20 protein-coding genes and 1 pseudogene are annotated in these 18,017 nt (G+C 40.9%); 14 read left to right on the top strand and 7 right to left on the bottom strand.

Annotation, left to right across the window (positions count from 1 at the left end; all coding sequences use genetic code 11):
• Position 1 precedes the first annotated feature (1 nt).
• Positions 2-1,360 carry a putative O-glycosylation ligase, exosortase A system-associated gene (locus TAO_RS06220; RefSeq protein ID WP_096527103.1) on the top strand — a complete coding sequence of 453 codons (1,359 nt, stop codon included), beginning with the start codon at positions 2-4 and terminating at the stop codon, positions 1,358-1,360.
• A 91-nt stretch (positions 1,361-1,451) separates the two neighbouring features.
• On the opposite strand, the gene TAO_RS09945 is transcribed toward TAO_RS06220, so the two are convergent.
• The 3 genes from TAO_RS09945 to TAO_RS09935 are packed head-to-tail and all read right to left on the bottom strand — an operon-like array spanning position 1,452 to position 2,298.
• The gene (locus TAO_RS09945) at positions 1,452-1,739 is read right to left on the bottom strand and encodes a zinc ribbon domain-containing protein (protein ID WP_102135943.1); all 288 of its coding nucleotides are present in this window, start codon (positions 1,737-1,739) and stop codon (positions 1,452-1,454) included.
• Positions 1,740-1,744: 5 nt separating this feature from the next.
• The gene (locus tag TAO_RS09940) at positions 1,745-2,056 is read right to left on the bottom strand and encodes a transposase (RefSeq protein WP_102135942.1); all 312 of its coding nucleotides are present in this window, start codon (positions 2,054-2,056) and stop codon (positions 1,745-1,747) included.
• Positions 1,963-2,298, bottom strand: a complete 336-nt coding sequence (locus TAO_RS09935; protein ID WP_231910608.1) for a helix-turn-helix domain-containing protein — start codon at positions 2,296-2,298, stop codon at positions 1,963-1,965. Before TAO_RS09935 ends, TAO_RS09940 begins: the two co-directional genes overlap by 94 nt.
• Before the next feature lie 142 nt (positions 2,299-2,440).
• Here TAO_RS09935 and TAO_RS06210 point away from each other — a divergent pair, with 142 nt between their 5' ends.
• The 6 genes from TAO_RS06210 to TAO_RS06185 all read left to right on the top strand — a co-directional run bounded on the left by TAO_RS06210 (position 2,441) and on the right by TAO_RS06185 (position 8,263).
• Positions 2,441-3,799 (top strand): FAD-binding oxidoreductase, encoded by a 1,359-nt coding sequence (locus TAO_RS06210; RefSeq protein ID WP_096527102.1) that lies wholly within the window; start codon positions 2,441-2,443, stop codon positions 3,797-3,799.
• Entirely contained in the window at positions 3,796-4,536 is a 741-nt protein-coding gene (locus TAO_RS06205; RefSeq protein ID WP_096527101.1) for an SDR family oxidoreductase, read from the top strand. The genes TAO_RS06210 and TAO_RS06205 overlap by 4 nt, the downstream gene beginning before the upstream one ends.
• Positions 4,536-5,162 (top strand): HAD-IB family hydrolase, encoded by a 627-nt coding sequence (locus TAO_RS06200; RefSeq protein ID WP_096527100.1) that lies wholly within the window; start codon positions 4,536-4,538, stop codon positions 5,160-5,162. The genes TAO_RS06205 and TAO_RS06200 overlap by 1 nt, the downstream gene beginning before the upstream one ends.
• On the top strand, positions 5,159-6,031 hold the full coding sequence (locus TAO_RS06195; RefSeq protein ID WP_269459385.1) for a decaprenyl-phosphate phosphoribosyltransferase: 873 nt from the start codon (positions 5,159-5,161) through the stop codon (positions 6,029-6,031). The genes TAO_RS06200 and TAO_RS06195 overlap by 4 nt, the downstream gene beginning before the upstream one ends.
• 128 nt (positions 6,032-6,159) lie before the next feature.
• Positions 6,160-7,380, top strand: a complete 1,221-nt coding sequence (locus tag TAO_RS06190) for a VanZ family protein (RefSeq protein ID WP_096527783.1) — start codon at positions 6,160-6,162, stop codon at positions 7,378-7,380.
• An 82-nt stretch (positions 7,381-7,462) separates the two neighbouring features.
• Positions 7,463-8,263: a S1 family peptidase gene (locus tag TAO_RS06185; protein WP_231910607.1), complete on the top strand. Its 801-nt coding sequence runs from the start codon at positions 7,463-7,465 to the stop codon at positions 8,261-8,263.
• A gap of 59 nt (positions 8,264-8,322) precedes the next feature.
• Here TAO_RS06185 and rpoH read toward each other — a convergent pair whose 3' ends face one another.
• A complete protein-coding gene (gene rpoH / locus TAO_RS06180) occupies positions 8,323-9,192 on the bottom strand; it encodes an RNA polymerase sigma factor RpoH (protein WP_096527099.1) in 870 nt (289 codons plus the stop codon).
• A gap of 244 nt (positions 9,193-9,436) precedes the next feature.
• Here rpoH and TAO_RS06175 point away from each other — a divergent pair, with 244 nt between their 5' ends.
• The 5 genes and pseudogenes from TAO_RS06175 to TAO_RS10150 all read left to right on the top strand — a co-directional run.
• Positions 9,437-10,444: a PepSY-associated TM helix domain-containing protein gene (locus TAO_RS06175; RefSeq protein ID WP_096527098.1), complete on the top strand. Its 1,008-nt coding sequence runs from the start codon at positions 9,437-9,439 to the stop codon at positions 10,442-10,444.
• Between the two features lie 3 nt (positions 10,445-10,447).
• Entirely contained in the window at positions 10,448-11,047 is a 600-nt protein-coding gene (locus TAO_RS06170) for an ABC transporter ATP-binding protein (protein WP_096527097.1), read from the top strand.
• Positions 11,044-11,850, top strand: coding sequence for an ABC transporter permease (locus TAO_RS06165; protein ID WP_172419068.1), 807 nt, complete (start codon positions 11,044-11,046; stop codon positions 11,848-11,850). Before TAO_RS06170 ends, TAO_RS06165 begins: the two co-directional genes overlap by 4 nt.
• A 114-nt stretch (positions 11,851-11,964) precedes the next feature.
• Positions 11,965-12,936: a ChuX/HutX family heme-like substrate-binding protein gene (locus TAO_RS06160; protein ID WP_096527096.1), complete on the top strand. Its 972-nt coding sequence runs from the start codon at positions 11,965-11,967 to the stop codon at positions 12,934-12,936.
• A 197-nt stretch (positions 12,937-13,133) separates the two neighbouring features.
• Positions 13,134-13,627 (top strand): annotated as a pseudogene (locus TAO_RS10150) (class I SAM-dependent methyltransferase); the annotation flags it as partial.
• Between the two features lie 64 nt (positions 13,628-13,691).
• On the opposite strand, the gene TAO_RS06150 reads toward TAO_RS10150, so the two are convergent.
• The gene (locus tag TAO_RS06150) at positions 13,692-14,069 is read right to left on the bottom strand and encodes a DUF1523 family protein (protein ID WP_096527095.1); all 378 of its coding nucleotides are present in this window, start codon (positions 14,067-14,069) and stop codon (positions 13,692-13,694) included.
• Between the two features lie 781 nt (positions 14,070-14,850).
• Here TAO_RS06150 and TAO_RS06145 point away from each other — a divergent pair.
• Positions 14,851-15,072, top strand: coding sequence for a hypothetical protein (locus TAO_RS06145; RefSeq protein ID WP_096527094.1), 222 nt, complete (start codon positions 14,851-14,853; stop codon positions 15,070-15,072).
• 229 nt (positions 15,073-15,301) lie between these two features.
• Here TAO_RS06145 and TAO_RS06140 read toward each other — a convergent pair whose 3' ends face one another.
• The gene (locus TAO_RS06140) at positions 15,302-15,721 is read right to left on the bottom strand and encodes a hypothetical protein (RefSeq protein WP_096527093.1); all 420 of its coding nucleotides are present in this window, start codon (positions 15,719-15,721) and stop codon (positions 15,302-15,304) included.
• Positions 15,722-16,099: 378 nt separating this feature from the next.
• Here TAO_RS06140 and TAO_RS06135 point away from each other — a divergent pair, with 378 nt between their 5' ends.
• On the top strand, positions 16,100-16,891 hold the full coding sequence (locus tag TAO_RS06135) for a tetratricopeptide repeat protein (RefSeq protein WP_231910606.1): 792 nt from the start codon (positions 16,100-16,102) through the stop codon (positions 16,889-16,891).
• Positions 16,892-16,936: 45 nt separating this feature from the next.
• Here the strand turns inward: TAO_RS06135 and metA are convergent, their stop codons facing one another.
• On the bottom strand, positions 16,937-18,007 hold the full coding sequence (gene metA, locus TAO_RS06130; protein WP_096527092.1) for a homoserine O-succinyltransferase MetA: 1,071 nt from the start codon (positions 18,005-18,007) through the stop codon (positions 16,937-16,939).
• Positions 18,008-18,017: the final 10 nt, after the last annotated feature.

Below are 18,017 nucleotides of genomic sequence, written 5' to 3'. Positions count from 1 at the left end.
CATGGGTTTACGTGATATTGTCATATTGGCAATTTTAGTCGCGTTAGTGCCAGCGAGTCTGATTCGGCCATGGATTGGCGTATTGGCTTGGTCATGGCTAAGTTATATGAATCCTCATAAGTTGAGCTGGACTCTTGCAAGCTTGCCTGTGGCCATGGCTATTGGGGGAGCCACTATTTTTGGGCTATTCTTTGCTAAAGATCGGCGATCGATTCCTTGGACGCGAGGAATGATCACAATTGCTATCTTTATGGTGTATTTTACAATTACGACGATTTTTGCTTGGTATCCAGAAGAAGCCTATGAGGAATGGAATAGAGATGAGAAGGTTTTTTTATTTACCTTCATAACAGCGATGATGATTTATGGGCGATATCGAATCCGTGCTTTATGTTTAGTCATTGTAGGATCCTTAGGGTTTTATGGGGTTAAGGGAGGGATTTTTACTATTGTAACAGGTGGGCATAATAGAGTATTGGGGCCACCAGAATCTTTTTTTGGAGATAACAACGAAATGGGACTAGTATTGCTTATGATACTACCCCTTGCTCTGTTCATGGCTCGCGAGGAGTCAGATAAGTGGATTCGATTAGCTTTATTTGCTACATTTTGGCTGACTATTCCCGCTATCTTAGGAACTTATTCCCGTGGAGCCATGGTGGGTCTTGTTGTCGTTATATTTGTCATTTTTTGGCAGTATAAGCGCCAGTTGTTTACAGTACTTTTAATAGCCCCTTTAGTTTTTACGTTTGGCAAAAACCTGATGCCCCAAGAATGGGTCGCTCGGCAACAGACCACCGTTAGCTATGAAAAAGATCGCTCCTCACTGCAGCGTATTCAGGCTTGGGGGGTAGCATTTAACGTTGCTAAAGATCGCCCTTTTCTAGGGGCCGGGATGCGATTTTATAATGGGGATACTGAGCGCTGGCTGAGTTATGCCAATTTTATTGGCAACTGGAAGAGAAAAGCAAAGGCAGCTCACAGTATCTATTTTCAAACTATGGGGGAACATGGTTTTATCGTATTTTTTTTGTTTGTGCTGTTACTGTGGGGCACAATTTTTCAGTTAGGAAAGCTTAGCAAGTTGGAATATCCCCCTGAAATGGCGTGGATAAGAACATACGCAAAGGCTATACAAATCTCTCTCGTGGGCTATGGCGTCTCGGGTGCATTTCTCAGCCTTGCCTATTTTGATTTATTTTATACTTGGGTAGCTGTGAGTGCTATCTTGCAAAAAGAGGTTGATGAGTGGCAGCGTGGTAATAATATAAGTGAAGCGAGAAAAGGAAGTACTAATCGTTTTAAAAGGAAGCCATATCCAATGAATAGACGGAATCAGTTAAGATTAAAGAAGCAGTAAAACAGATATTTGACATCCCCCTCCCCAAAGGAAGGGGATTCCTAATTCATCGATCGCGGAACGACAACAGCGAAATGCTACCGCCGCTTACTCAGTCTCCAAAGGCTAACACCGCCAGTCCGGCGGCTTTTATATTACACGCCGCATTAACATCGCGGTCGTGTTTTCTCTCGCATTCTAGACAGATCCACGAGCAGACATCAAGCAGCATCGATTCAGAAACAAACCCGCAGCAGTGGCAGCGTTTTGACGAAGGGAGGAATCGGTCAATTTCGATATACACTCTACCGGCCCACTTGGCCTTGTATTCCAACTGCCGAGTAAATTCTCCCCAGCTTGCATCGGCGATGGGCTTTGCCAGTTTCGGGTTTTTAATCATGTTCTTCACCGCAAGGTTTTTGCGGGAAAGTTATCCATCCGGCAATCGGAGATTTTGGCGTGAATACGGGCCACCTTGAGCTTTGCCTTTTGCCGGTTCTTGCCGCCAAGTTTTTTCTTGGCAAGGCGGCGTTGGTATTTGGCAAGCTTGGCGACGTACTTCATCCTATGGCGTGGATTTCCGGATTTGAAGCCATCACTGGTGACGAATAAATTCTTAATGCCTACATCGATGCCGACCTTTTTATCGGTAACCGGCAGCAGCGTAGGTTCGCTTGGGGGAAGTTTTTGAAGGCGGCCTGCTGATTTCTCAGGCATTGTTGCAAAGGAACACTAGAAATTTCATTGAGAAAAGCAAACTCAGGCTTTTGTTTGATCTCGGTCAGCTTGGCATTAGCGCCAATGTAATTGATCTTCTCCTTGGCCTGATAGTACGCATCCGTTCGGTATCTCAGGAGGTGATTGTAGACAAAGCGCACACAACCAAACGTCTTTGCAAGCAGTTCTGTTTGCTCGGGGTCTGGATAGAATCTGTATTTGTATGCGCGCTTGACTTTCATAATTCACATTTTATCTTAGATTATGTGATAATGCCGAAACAAAAAGATAGCCAACGACAAAGGAGAAGCGAGAACAGGGTCGGCTTTACGCCGATGCGCTATCCCTCCCCGGCCTGAACACCAGGGTCTCTCGCGCATTTCGATGACAAGATCACTGAGTAAAACTATCTCTGGCTGGGGGTGTTATCCCACAGCAAAATCTATACTTATTCGCCCTGAGCTAATGCGGGATGTAAATATACCAAAGCAGGGTAGTCTTATCTGCCGGGGGCAGGGACGAAGCTATGGAGATGCAGCCATTTCTTCCCAAGGCCAAGTGATGTTAAGTGAACGTCTTAACCGGTTTCTAGCTTTTGATGACTCTACAGGGATATTGACAGCTGAGGCTGGGGCTACTTTAGCTGAAATTTTGGAAACTTTTGTCCCTCGAGGCTGGTTTCCAGCAGTTACTCCTGGGACGCAGTATGTCTCTATTGGTGGAGCCATAGCGGCTGATGTTCACGGTAAAAACCATCATCATGCGGGGACATTGGGTGTTCATGTTACGGAACTAGAGCTAATGCTCGCTGATGGTCATCGTCAGCGTTGTTCTCCAGAAAAAAATGAATCGCTTTTTTGGGCTACCTTGGGAGGAATGGGTTTAACTGGCATTATTACTGAGGCTAGTTTTCGGCTAATTCCCATTGAAACAGCAGCTATTATGGCTGAACATAATCCCGCCTCTGATCTAGAGGTCACTTTCAAGTGGCTTGAAGATACGGACTATGATGATCAATACACAGTTGCTTGGATCGATTGTGCCAGTGCTCGCCGTCATTTTGGTCGCAGTATTGTAATGAAAGGACATCATGCGCGTCGTGATGAGCTACCAGATGATTGGAAAGATCCGTTTTTCGTTCCCCCTTTATGCTCAAAAAGTATTCCTTTTAACTTTCCTTCTTTTGTGCTTAACCGGTTTACTATGGCTGTTTTTAATGAACGTTATTATCGCCATCAAGGAAGGAAAAAAGGATCTTTTATTACTGATTATGCTTCCTTTTTTTATCCTTTGGATGCGTTAGCTCATTGGAATCGCTTATATGGCAGACGAGGATTCCTTCAGTATCAAGTAGCAATCCCTGATCCCTATGCCCATGAGGGGATACGCCGTTTATTAGAGCATCTCATCAATAGTCGGCAGGGAGCGTTTTTAGCAGTACTTAAAAGATTTGGCTCGGCTAACGCGGGGCTTTTATCTTTTCCTGTAGCGGGCTATACCTTAGCCTTAGATTTACCTATGACGGGTAAAAAGGTGCTCAATCTGTTACAGCAATTAGATGAATTAGTCATCAAATATGGAGGGCGGGTGTATTTAGCCAAGGATGCTTGTTTAAGTCCTGAGAGTCTACGAGCTATGTACCCACGGCTCGAAGAATGGCAGCGTATTAAGCAGGTCGTTGATCCAGAGAGGCGATTTCAATCTGACCTCTCTCGCCGCCTTCAACTGGCAGGTACGCTATGAGGGGCGCTGTTCTGATTCTAGGCGCTACCTCTGCAATCGCCCGTGGTACGGCAGTAGCATTGGCACGCCGTGGCCATCCGCTATACTTGGGTGGGCGAGATGAAGCTGAGTTAGCACGAATTGCAGCAGATCTTATAATTCGCTATCAGATAAAGGTGCACTGGGGAACTGTTGATGCTGGTAACTATGCAGCCCATGGTTTGTTTTTAGAGCAGGCGGTTGAAACAATGGGGGGACTAGAAGGGGTAGTATTAGCTTTCGGCTATTTAGGTGATACGGTGGCAGCTCGGACAGAATTTGAAGAAGTAAAAAAGATTATGGCTATAAATCTCATCGGTGCTGTTTCCCTACTTAATGAGTGTGCGAATTACTTAGAAAATAAACGATCAGGTTTTATTATTGGTTTATCTTCGGTGGCAGGGGATCGAGGCCGGCAAAGTAATTATTATTATGGTGCTGCTAAGGGTGGGCTCAGTATTTTTCTTCAAGGATTGCGTAACCGTTTATTTGTCTCAAGAGTACAGGTACTCACAGTTAAGCTAGGCTTTGTAGATACTGGAATGACCTTTGGGTTACCTAGGCTTTTTTGGGTTGCCTTACCCTATACCGTAGGTGAGCGGATTATCATTGCTTTGGAACAACGCCAAGATAGAGTCTACGTCCCTTGGTTTTGGCGTTATATTATGTTTATTATTTGCGCTATTCCGGAATTTTTGTTTAAGCGCCTTAAGCTTTAATGGCAAATCAGAGCCTGCCTGTTGTTGCTGCGTTTGATTTCGATGGTACGCTGACTTATCTGGACAGCTTGTTTCCTTTTCTATGGACTGTGGTTGGAACTCTGCGTTTTACTCAATATTTAACTAAGGTATCTCCTATTTTGTTGGCCTATAAATGCGGCTACTTAAGTAATCATGAAGCTAAGCAGCGGGTTTTAACCCGTTTCCTATCAGGGCAAAATCTGGCTAAGCTTGAGCAAAGTGCAGAATATTTTATTCAATATCCTCTTCCCTATTTATTACGCGGTAAGGCATTACAGCGCTTAGCATGGCACCAGTGTCAGAATCATCGCTGTATTTTGGTGAGTGCCTCCTTGGAGCTTTATTTAAAACCTTGGGCTAATAAAATAGGTTTTACTGCTGTACTTGGTTCGCGTCTAGAACTAACTATTGATGGTTTAGTAACGGGACGGTTAAATGGGGAAAACTGCTATGGCGATGAAAAAATCCGACGTTTAACAGCGTTGTTAGGAGATCGTCGTAATTACTGTTTGTATGCTTATGGAGATAGTGAAGGAGATCAAGCACTGCTAGATTACGCAGATTATGCTTATTATCGCCAATTTCCCATGGAGAATGTCTTTTGAATCGCTTGGGCGATCTGTTTTACTTGATGCGCCCTTACCAGTGGGTGAAAAATAGCTTTGTCCTTGTGGGTATCTTTTTTGGCCACGCTTGGGGTAATCTTTTTATGGTTACTCAGGTGGTTACCATGGCTATTGCTTTTTCTCTGATTTCTAGTGCTATTTATATTTTTAATGATTTAATTGATCGGGAAAACGATCGTAGCCATCCTACTAAACAATATCGACCATTAGCTGCTGGCACTGTGGGGGTAAAGGCCGCCATTAGTTTAGCAATGGTTCTAGGAGTTATCAGCTTAGGATTAGGTGAATGGGTTTCTCGTGCTGCCCTATTAATTTTGTTGAGCTACGTTATTATGAATCTAGCGTATTCCTTTAAGCTTAAACATGTCGTAATTTTAGATGTGTTTATTATCGCTACTGGGTTTTTGCTGCGTATTTTGGCAGGTACAGTGGGCGTAGGTATCGCCCCTTCTCGATGGTTAGAGCTGTGCTCTTTAATGCTTACTCTATTTTTAGGTTTTGCAAAACGGCGGGCTGAAATTATGGTTTTACAGGAAGGCGGAGCAAATCATCGTCGTGTATTGGCTGATTATAGTCCAATTTTACTGGATAAAATGATTACAGTAACTGCAGCTTGCGTGCTAATGTCCTATGGCCTTTATACTATGAGCCCGGAAACTATTCAAGCTCATGGGACTGAAAACCTCATTTATACATTGCCGTTAGTAGCCTATGCTATTTTTCGGTATATATTTTTGCTTCATCACCAAGGAAAAGGGGGAGAGCCATCCCAAGATCTGAGGCGAGATCCTCATATTTTATTTTCTGCAATAGGCTGGGCTGTACTTACACTTTGGTTAATCTATTAGTATTTAAACGCTAGTAAGTACAGGGATAAAAGGGGTGTTTTCTAGGCATTAGCTAGGTGAGTAAGGTTAGCTCATGAATTTTATTCGCTATGTTTACTGGTTGTATGCTTAAAGAAAAATTATATACCGTGAGATTTAAGCAGCAGAGTAAATGGCTTTCCTTACTGCCGGTGATTCTTTATGTGAGTTTTTTGTGTTATGGGACTCTTTATCCATGGCAGGGATGGCGAATACCTTCTGAAACCCAACAGCAGTTGGATTTTGAGCGTGGATGGAAGCTGAGTTATACGGATATTTTTGCTAATGTTAGTATGTATATACCGCTGGGTTTTCTACTTGCTAATGCTACAGTTTCTCGATCTTCAGTAATTAAGCTTTTGATAGCTTTATTAGGGGGAGTTTTATTAAGCACTTTTCTTGAGTTTTTGCAAATTTTCTTGCCGGCTCGCGTGCCTTCACTCTGGGATATAATATCTAATGTTGCTGGAGCATTCATAGGTGGGGGAATTTGTATTTCATTCTTCCCGCAAGAGGGGATCTATATATGGTTATTGTCGATACGTCAGGCTTATATACAGTCTGGGGCACTAGCAAATATAAGCCTATTTTTATTGGGACTATGGGCTATTTCTCAAACCATGCCTTGGATACCTTCACTTGATATTTCTAATTTACGCCAAGGGCTTAAGCCACTTTGGTATGTACTTACTCAGCGATCTTCTCTCGAAGTTGGGCAAACGATAGTCTACAGTTTAGAGACTACCGCCCTTGGATTAATCATTGCTTTAACTTTTAAGCCTGATAAACCCGTATTTTGGTGGTTTTTAGGGTTTGTTAGTGCAGTCTTTATTCTTCAGGTATCTATCATAAATCACGTACTCACTGCCGAAGCTATCGTAGGCACAGGGATTGGAATGCTTTGTTTTGCTATGCTGTATAAGCAACCGCGCAAGATTATTATTGTGGGGGGTATTGCTGCGCTTTTTGGGGCTATTACGATTAATAGACTAGATCCTATAACTAATGTTGCCCCTGCTAATTTTAACTCAATACTATTTCAAGGGTATCTTAATCGTGATCTAATGAATACTATTAATGTTCTTCTAGGTAGCTGGCCATTTCTTGCACTTAGCCTGTTAGTACTTCGCTTTCAGCAACCAGGTAGGGTATTTATATGGGGAGGGATAGGTATAGCAGTTGGGATGATCGCTTTAGAATGGAAACAACAATATAGGGTAAACCAATATCTTGATATTATTAATACTGTATCTTCTTTATTCATGTGGTGGTTTCCGTGGATGTATAGGCCATTACGTCAAGAAATATACGCGGCTTATTGCGATAATTAAAGTGTATCTCTTTGCCCAAAATTATGTGTTTCCTTGCAGTAGAGTAGTGTAAAAGAACAATGATTAGTTTAGGTTACTGCAAGTGAAAGAGTTTTTTCTTCTGCCTGGCTGGGTGCTACAAAAACTATGGGAGCTACTGAGTGTAGGTTTTTTTCTTCTAGCACCGATGAATGTACTGGCGATTGGCCTACCTGAGACAATTGAACACATTAAACAAGCAGTCGTAGGGGTAGGTACTTACGCGCCTGTTCGAGGGATTCAAGCAAATTATCGAGGAACAGGATTTGTCGTAGCTGACGGACGACACATTATCACTAATGCGCATGTTTTACCAACTGCACTAAACGCTGAGCGTAAGGAGTATATAGCTATTTTTATCGGTATTAGGGGTCAGCTGCGTCGAGCGGAGGAAGTGACTATAGACTCTATGCATGATCTTGCATTATTAAAAATAGAGGGATCTATTCTGCCTCATGTTTCTCTAGGAGATGTTTTGAAAGTCCGCGAGGGTAACCCTATAGCTTTTACAGGTTTCCCTATTGGGCCTGTATTAGGGCTGTATCCGGTTACTCATCGAGGTATTGTATCGGCTATCGTACCAATTGCTACGGCTGGGAGAAGTAGCCGTGACCTTAACCCGCAACGTATTCAACAGCTCAGCTCCCATCCTTTTAAAGTATTTCAGCTTGATGCTACAGCCTATCCAGGTAACAGCGGTAGCCCAGTTTATGACCCAGTGACTGGAGATGTACTAGGCGTAGTCAATATGGTGTTTGTGAAAGGCAGCAAAGAAAATATACTCAAAGATCCAAGCGGAATTACCTATGCTATCCCAGTAAATTATATCCAAGATTTACTTAAGAGTTCTGGGTTGAAGCCATAGTAATAATAAAAAAATAGGGGTGACTATCGGCACCCCACTATAGACTTTATAACAGGTAATTATCCTGTCATAACCGCACGTAACTTCTTGATAGCATTATTTTCCAACTGACGGATACGTTCAGCGGAAACTTGGTATTCAGCCGCTAATTCGTGTAAAGTGCTTTTATTTTCTTGTAGCCAGCGGCGGCTAACAATGTTCCGGCTCCGAGAGTCCAATTCAGCCAGCGCTTGCTGTAACTGTTGATCGTAATGATGATCATGGTTGATCTGCTCTATCTGCTGAGCTGGATCTGAGGCTGGATCAGCAGCAAGATAGGCAGCTGGTGGGGGGGGGGCATGGTCTTCGTTATCTTCGGCCTTAATATAGTCATAGGAGATGTCTTGAGAGCTTAAACGAGTCTCCATTTCCATTACTTGCTTAGGGCTTACACCTAGATCACTAGCAACTTCATCTATTTCTTTTTGATTTAACCAGCTCAACCGTTTTTTAGCCCTTCGTAAATTAAAGAATAGCTTACGCTGAGACTTAGTCGTTGCTATTTTTACGATCCGCCAATTACGAAGAATGTGTTCATGGATTTCAGCTCGAATCCAATGTACAGCAAAAGACACTAAACGTACTCCATGATCCGGATTAAAACGCTTAACCGCTTTCATCAGGCCGATATTACCTTCTTGGATGAGATCGGCAAGAGGAAGCTTATAACCACTATATCCTCGTGCAATTCGAGCAACGAAACGAAGATTGGAAATCACTAGCCGTCGGGCGGCATCCAGATCATTATGATCTCTGAGCTGGAGGGCTAGGTGGCGTTCTTCATCAGCACTTAGCATAGGGATGCTACGGATGCTGCGGTAATAAGCATTGAGATCACCAACAGCAACGGGTACTAAGGTTTTGCTACTATGATATAAACCTAATTCCATACTATTCTCCCTTGGAAGTTCAATCGTTATATTAGCACTCTAATTATCATAGTGCTAATTTATTAGATAAATAACATATTTTCTTGTTCTCATAAACTATTAGCTAAGGGGCTGGTATTTAAAATCGTAAAGATATATTCATCACCTAGATTGAACCGTGTCCTATTTGTCTACTTTAGGAGTAAGGGCTGAAAGCAGGCGAAAATTTTGTGTATAGTTAAATTAAGATTTATTCTGGGTTTTTATGAGCAGTACAAAAGTTTTTTTTAAAATTCATGTCTATGTAGGAACGGTATGTGCGGTATTTTTACTGATTATTGCTAGTACAGGTATTGTGCTGGGTTTTTATGATCAGCTGCGCTATAGTTACCCTCCTTATAAATTAACTACTCCTGTGGATCACAGCTTGGCTCCTACAATTTTGGTAGAGAAAATCCGTAGTGCCTACCCTAAACATCAGCTAATACAACTCTCTTTATCCACTGCGCCTGATAGAGCAGCAGTTGCTAAACTTGAGGGGAACCATAATGATAACCAATTGGTGTTTGTGAATCCGGGCACTGGTGTGATTTTTGCCTATCAGAGATTAGATTATCAAGATGGATTGAGCTTTATTCATTCTTTGCATCATGGCAAGCCTTTTGGTTTAGTTGGAAGAATAATTGCCAGTATTAGCGGTATTTCATTACTTATTTTATGGCTGGTGGGTTTAATTTTATGGTGGCGGCATTCCTCCCGTATTTACGCTTGGCAGGGTAAATCTTGGCGGATAAAGCTACGTAGTGTCCACCGCTGGTTAGGTTTAATTCTGGGGGGGATACTTGCGCTATTGGCTATCCTTGGGGCTTTACTTAATTTTGATAAACCCCTAAAACAATGGCTGAATCCACCACCGCATATAAAAATAAGAGAAATAGATACGCAACAATCTTTTGATTTAGAACGTGCGATAGCCCAAGGATCTGTGGCTTATCCTGGAGTGCATTTAGATCGTATTTATTTTCCTACTCCAGATAATTATTTACTACAGTTACATTTTAAGGATGGAGCTTATGTTTATCTCCACGGGGTTGATGGTAGGGTAATTAAAATCGATTCGATATCTTCTCATTGGACTAATTGGTTATATTCTTTCCATACGTGGCGTTTTTTAGAAACGGGAAGATCTTGGGTGATAGCAGTTTTAGGCGCTACTTTGTTGTTATTGGTAGGTAGTGGGTTTTTAACGTATTGGCGCAAGCGCTTTCATTAGTTTATGGCACTCACTGTGCGTAGTTTACGCCGGACGGGTCTATTTTCTACCTCTTTTGGGTTAAAAAATGGAGAGTGCTTAGCAGTACAAGGTTCTTCAGGATCGGGGAAAAGCCTGTTACTACGTGCTATTGCTGATCTAGATCCTAATCAAGGTGAAATCACACTGGATGGCCAGTTACGGGAGACTATTCCTGCACCTCAATGGCGACGGCAGGTAATTTATTTACCCGCTGAATCTGGTTGGTGGGGTGATAGGGTAATTGATCACTTTCCCTCAGTGATTGAAGCAAATCCTTGGATAGTAGCTTTGGGGTTGCCTGTAATTATTCTAGATCGACCCGTATCAAGTTTATCTACGGGTGAGCGCCAGCGCCTTGCATTAGCTCGGGCGCTAGTTTTAGGTCCGCAGGTTTTACTATTGGATGAACCTACTTCAGGGCTTGATCCTAAAGCTACTGATAGAGTTGAACATATTCTTAAGGAACATTTAAACATGGGCCTAAGTATCCTCTGGGTTACTCATGATCCAGAACAAGCGCGCCGGATTGCAAGGCGGTTCTTGTTAGTGGAAAAGGGCACTATTCATGAGGGGATATTTTGAATTACATTTCGTTGAATACTTTTGATTTAGCTATGGCTGCAATGTTAGTCGTTCTCAACGGCGCTTTGTCCTTTTCTCTTGGGCTCAAATTAGAACGGCAACTTTTAATTGCAGCTATTCGCATGATGGTGCAACTGACCTTAGTAGGTTTGGTGTTAAAGATACTTTTTACTTTAAATTCTCCCCAGTGGACGGGTTTTGCCGCCTTGGCCATGATTTTATTTGCAGGTGGAGAAGTTGTAGCCCGTCAGAAGCGCCGCATAGCTGGGTTTTGGTTTTATGGTCTGGGCACAGGGTGTATGTTATTGGCGACAGGATTAATTACTGTCCTTGCTTTAACGATCCAGATACGACCAGATCCTTGGTACGCTCCTCGTTATACGTTACCTTTGTTAGGAATGATCTTAGGGAACACAATGACGGGAATTAGCTTAGGTTTAGATAATCTTTTTGCGGGGTTGGTAAGAGAGCAGCGTGCTATAGAAGCTCAGCTGGCTTTAGGGGCTACCCGCTGGAAAGCCGTCCTTCCAGTTACTCGTAATGCTTTATATAGCGCACTAATACCTATTATCAATGCTATGGCAGCTTCGGGTTTAGTCTCGCTACCTGGCATGATGACTGGCCAAATTCTGGCCGGTGTTGACCCTATAGAAGCAGTAAAATACCAAATGTTAATTATGTTTCTAATTTCAGGTAGCACAGCATTTGGATCAGTAGGCGCTGTTTTGGGAGGGGTTTATTGGCTGACAGACACTAGGCATAGACTGAGATTAGATCGGCTGATCTGGTCTAAAAATATTTAATTTAACTTCCCAACAAAATAGTAAAGATATTATTTTATAAATGATAATATCATTGATTTTTTATATTTAAATGATTATCATTATCACTAATAGAATTATTACGGATAAATTAGGATGTTAGCAGCGTTAACACAATATCATGAAGGAGCTAGGGGTTTCTTAAAGGCGGATATCCCTAAAAATATCAATGAAACACCACTGTTAGCAGCATCTTGTAATAAAATAGTAATTCGATTATGTGGCCTACAGGATCTGATCAAGGAATTACCGCAGTTGGGTCGCGTAAAAGTAGTGACTGACAATGGTTGTGTGGCACAAGAGAATATAGGTCAATGTCAAACCATAAAATTATGGAATCATGAGGGACTGATACAGGGTGATAGGCTTAATCTGAAGCTGTTTCTTAATCATTGGCATTATGGTTTTGCTGTTCAGGAAAGCTTGGATGACGGATTTTATTATGGCTTACAGTTTTTTAATCGAGACGGCTCTAGTGTACATAAAATTTATTTAACTGCCGATAGCAACCGAGAAGCTTATGAGCGCTTAGTTAACTGTTATCGTAGTGTTGATCAGGAACTTCGGCGATCGATAGCTCCAGTGCCAAGATTACCTCAGCGCGCCGATAAAGAAATTGATGTAGATCTTCTTCGCCAGTCATGGTTAGACTTCCAAGATATTCGTGACTTGTCTGCTCTTTTTAAGAATTTTGGAATTACTCGAATCCAAGGACTAGGTTTAGTGGGATCTGATCTTGCTACACCGATAGCATTATCGGATGTATGGTTATTGATAGAAGCGTTGCGGGATATAGCGCAGCGAGTAACTTTTTGTGTAGGTAATCTTGGGGCAGTTCAAACGTATGTAGGTGTAATTAAGTATTTATTTTCTACGAGATTTAGCTATACTCTTTTGGATGTTGATTTTACCCTTCAGATAGAAAGAATGCATGTAACCAGTGCTTGGATCGTCCGTAAATCAATAGCTAAAAATACAGTAATTTCCCTTGAGCTGTATAATGGGGCTGGTGAAAATATTTTACAAATAATTAGCCAAGGTTTACCAGATCAAAAAGGCATTTACTAGCTGCGTTGAAAAATGGGAGTCTTAGCCTAAAGTGGGATTAAAGCGAATATTATGCATCATGATTTAGAGCAAGAGAAAGCACTCAAAACCCGTGGATCTGTACTAAAGTGGTCTATGATATCGAATGTGCTTTAGTAGGCTTAAGGGAAAAATTTAGGCAGAAAACGATTTATCATGCTCAGCTAAACCTTGGGGATCGAGTGCTGGATATTGGGTGTGGTACCGGCGTACTAACCCAATTAGCGACGAAGGCAGTAGGCTTAACAGGGAAGGTTATAGGAGTGGATCCTTCTATCCAAATGATTGCTTTAGCAAGAAAGAATGCTTCCCACTGCCGAAGCCAAGCCCAGTTTAAGCTGGGGTTATTGAAAAACTTCCCTTTGAGCATGGATATTTTGATGTCGTATTATCTAGTTTAATGTTGCACCATTTGCCTTCAGAGCTAAAGACTGAAGGGTTGGCTGAAATTTATCGTGTACTCAAGCCAGGTGGTCACTTGCTAGCGGTCGATTTAGATCGACCTAGGAATTTCTTATGGTGGCTAATTTTATGGCCTCAGATATTAATGCCTACTCTTGTTGTTAATATCCGAGGTGAGATACCGAACTATTTGTATCAAGCAGGTTTTAAGCAAGTAGAATCGGTTGGTCGGTGGTTTAACTTACTGACGTTTTGGTCTGCCCGAAAATGAATATTAATTGAGCCTAGAGTAAAGCCAATTACAAGAAATTGTAGTAATAGAAGAAGACTGGCTACTATGGTTTAGCAGGTACCTCTTCTTTTTGCAAAAGCTTAATCTTAGTAACATTCCAAAACCATGAGAGTAGATTACTACGCCAACCATAGTAGGTAATCTCTACAGGGATATTTTGCCGTGCAGCGTGAGCTGCATCTCCTTGAATATCTGCGCTATTGAATTTAAGCCGGTACCACGAATCTTCATTACGAAATACCATAGGCTTGTTATTTTTCTGCTCAATAGCCGTAATACGATATTGATCCCTAGTACCGATACGTTTAACTTCAGTGCTTACAATTTCTTTAAAAATCGCCGTTCTGGGCCATTGGTAACTAAAGAATATAATAACTACACTTACTGCTATGATAATAACAATTGTTTTGAGTGCCTTCACTAATTCTATTTACTCCGTTTAAATTTTCAATATTTTGAAAATAATACGCTCAACACAATGGGGTTATTCTAAAAATAATATGTTCAATTTCTTTAAAAATACTAGGTCTAGGCCATTGATAACTAAGTATAATAACTACAGCTAGTGCCGCAATAATAACGATTGTTCTGAGTGCTTTCACGGCAAGATCCTTATTAAATCTTTATTATTAGCTGAGTACTTTAAAAAAGAAAATACCTTGCTAAATAATAGTAAGGCTACGTTTGTTAGGAAGGATATAGAACAATGACCATTGTGGTATTTTAATAAATCCAATTTAATATAATACTCTTTTTATAAAAATAGCACTATAGGTTTTTCATCTGGTTTTTTTAATACCCAGAATAGGTTAAATAAAGATTATCATTATTCGATAAAGCGCTTGAGCACGATAAATATATATTACAGTAGTAGCTTAAAATTTAGGAAAATGATGGGCTTAATATGAAAATTCTTGAAAATATATGGTGAAATGTTGCTGATACTGTGTTATTTCTGTATCAACAGCCTACGGATACTTGGATAAGTGAGTTGGCCATCCTAGGAGGTATTTGGGAGCACTGCTAGCGATTAAGGAAGGATTTATCCTTATACTCTGTTAAGGAAATTGAATTAGATAAAGCTCGACCATGGTTAATTATCTATTACTCTAAGATTGTCATGGCATAATAGCTCTAGGCTGACTATAATTAAATAGAGAATTATTTAATAAGTATATTTTAAGAAAAATGAAGGAGGGCGCATGCGTTATAAAGAAGATGTTATAACAGGTGGAGTAGGAGCTCCAGTAGCTGACGAGGGAATATTAGCTGCAACAGCGCTCTTTGCCCTCATAGCAGGTATTATCGTCTGTATTGTGGGGAAGCGGGTTCATATACTTTGGGCCATTGTTACGGGGGGATCTTTAGCGGTAGTAAGCGGGGTTTATCTAGTTGCAATCATGTTAGGATATTCTTCGTTCTAAGTTATCTAGCCTGTATTATTTAAGCTATACTGTACTTTGGGTCATCAATCTATATCTTCAAGGTGACCCTATTTATCATATACTTTTACTCTATTATTCTAGGTAATACCTAAGACATGGTGTTACAAAATATAGGATAACTAAGGCGTCGCTTTAGTTTATATTTACAATTTTATAAAAAACCATAACAACGCCTTAACTTAAAACGAAAATTAGTTACTATAGGTGGTTATGAGCTTTTATCAAACCAATCCTCCTCCTCATCTTCTTCTTCAATAAACCCTCCATCATCATCTGTCTCTATAAACCCAGTCAGATCTTCTAGCGTTTTTCCCGTTGATTCATTTTTACTCAATGGATCATGGCCGTCGGATGATTGTGGCCCATGTGTTCCCCGTGGTTTAAAATTACGCCGAGCTTTTGTATAGGCTTCTTTAAGCTGGTTAATAATCTCTGTTTGCCCATCAACATTTAGCTCTTGTAGCTTTGCTTCAACCACTTGACGTTGATATTCTAGAATTTCTCCCCGCATAAGATTAAACAAGTAGATTGTTTCATTACTGTTTGTGGGAAGCTCATGGTCGAGCAGAATAGGGGTACTCTTCTGGCCTGCATTCAGATAACCATACCAGAGTGTTTCTTTTTTCATACTTTCTTAGATTTCTCCTTAGTATTTTAAGTAGTTTTCGGCCGCTAATAGAAATTTTGAAGCTTTGGTGCAAACTCCAAGCTCTTCTTTAGGATTATGAAAAGAAGAGATAATAAATGTACCTAATTTTTATTAAATTAGGGAGTATGTTGTTATAGCATTTAGAGTTATTAATAAGTTGTGCTTGAATCTAAATTCAACACTAAATTAGTAGACTGTTATTGTTTGTTATTTATTTATAATCACCTTATATAATGAGCCCTCGTTGAGGGATAAATAGTTAAATTAAATACTTTATAACCGACCTGGCTGATGTTTATGAGAAACTGATAGAAGATTACAGAAATATAGCTTATAGTAAATTGATAAATAAATGATATGAGTAAAGAGGTTAATCCTTTGATGAAACAAGGCTCTAGGGTTTATTGGCTGAATATAGTAGGTATATGGAAATATATAGTAGCTATACTAAGCTTAAGTTTATTGCAAGTAGCTCAAGCCGATATAGAATCGGGAAAAAAAGCTTATAGGGATCAAGATTATGACGTAGCTTTTAAGGAGTTCATGCCTCTTGCTGAAGAGGGAAATATGACTGCTGAGTACTACGTAGGGCTTATGTATGCTAATGGGTACGGTTTACCCCGAGATCCAACAGAGGCTAAGAGATGGTTTGATAAGTTTAGTAAGCAATTTGGTGTGGATGCTGAGTTTAATTTAGGGGTGATGTATCATCAAGGAAAGGGGGTGCCACAAGATTATAAGATAGCAATTAATTGGTTTAAAAAAGCAGCAGAGGACGGGGATCCCGAAGCTCAATTTAATCTTGGTTTTTTCTATGATAATGATGATTATGGGGTTTCTGAGGATCGAAAAGAAGCTATTAAATGGTATCTTAAGGCAGCTAACCAGGGGATTTTAAAAGCACAAAATAGACTTGGAGAAATATATAGCGAAGGGGATGGGATAGCAAAAAATTATGTCCAAGCTTACTTATGGTTTAATCTTGCGGCAGAGCGGGGGGATAAGGGGGCTGCTCATACGAGGGATATTCTTGCTGAAAATATGGATAAATCGCAGGTTGCAGAGGCTATACGGCTTACCCATGAGTGGCATCCATTAGGAGTAGGTATGAGAGCGGGGTGGAATAAAGGTAATAATAGTAATAAATAATATAGTAGGTAATTTTTAGATAACAGCAGTAATGTGTTAGTGGAGTTAATACCGGAGCCCTAGCGGGTTATTTGGATCAATATCTTCCATAAAGGGCAGTCGACGATCATTATTGGTAATTTGATAGACGTTACCAATCCAGTTGTTCAGTATGGACTCAGCGGTATCGTGCCAAGTATTATCTAAGTAACCTATAATCAGCGACTCAGGCAATTCAGGGATTGGACAGCCTTTGCTTTGAGCATGGATAATTTGATCTTTGTATTCTTCCAGTATAGCTTGAGTCTTCAGAGTAAAATAGTTGTCAGGGAAAGGAGGATAATCGTTTCGTTGCTTATACGCAAAACGTAAAACTTCTCGCTTATATTCTTTCAATAGACTAATGCTATCGTATTCAGGGTGTCCTTGAAGAAATACAATACGAAATAAATCTTCGCTCACAGCCAGATGAACGCCGCCTTTTGTGCTTTCTGCTAAAACATGAACACCTGCTGCTTTAAACTGCTCATGGCTAATCTCATTGAAACGCGAGTGGGGTACATCAAAGCGCGTGTTTACCCCTCTTACTAAAGGGTGAGATCGATCTAGTACTCGATGGGAATAAACGCCCCAGCGTTTAGTGGATAATTGCCGGCGTTGCTGACCATAGCGAAATTCAAGGGCAGCATGGGTAGCAAGGCAAGAGCAAAGGGTGGAGGTCACATTTTCATAAGCCCAATCAATTACTTTAATCAGCGGTTCCCAAAAAGGCTCTAAGGAGAGATAAGGCTGAGTTATATTAGCTCCAGTAATAATAAGCGCATCTAATCCTTCAGCTTGAATTTGCTCAAAGGACTGATAGTACTGCTCTATATAGGCAATAGCTTCCGGACCGCGTTTAATTTTCTTAAGTGTGAATGGGTGGAGGTAAAACTGAGCGATTTGATTACTTTCACCGATCAGCCGGAAAAACTGCCGTTCAGTTGCTGCAAGTGCTGCATCAGGCATCATATTAAGTAACCCAATATGCATTTCTCGAATATCTTGATGTACCGCCACATCCTTAGGGATGATGACTTCACCTTCTTGTTTTAGCCGTTCAAAGGTAGGCAAATCAGAATTGGCAACTAAAGGCATGGGTTGTTAT

The sequence above is a fragment of the Candidatus Nitrosoglobus terrae genome, assembly GCF_002356115.1.
Taxonomy (GTDB): Bacteria; Pseudomonadota; Gammaproteobacteria; order Nitrosococcales; family Nitrosococcaceae; genus Nitrosoglobus; species Nitrosoglobus terrae.
The sequence above is the reverse complement of the archived record's forward strand: the minus strand, read 5'-3'. Positions and strand labels throughout refer to the sequence as shown.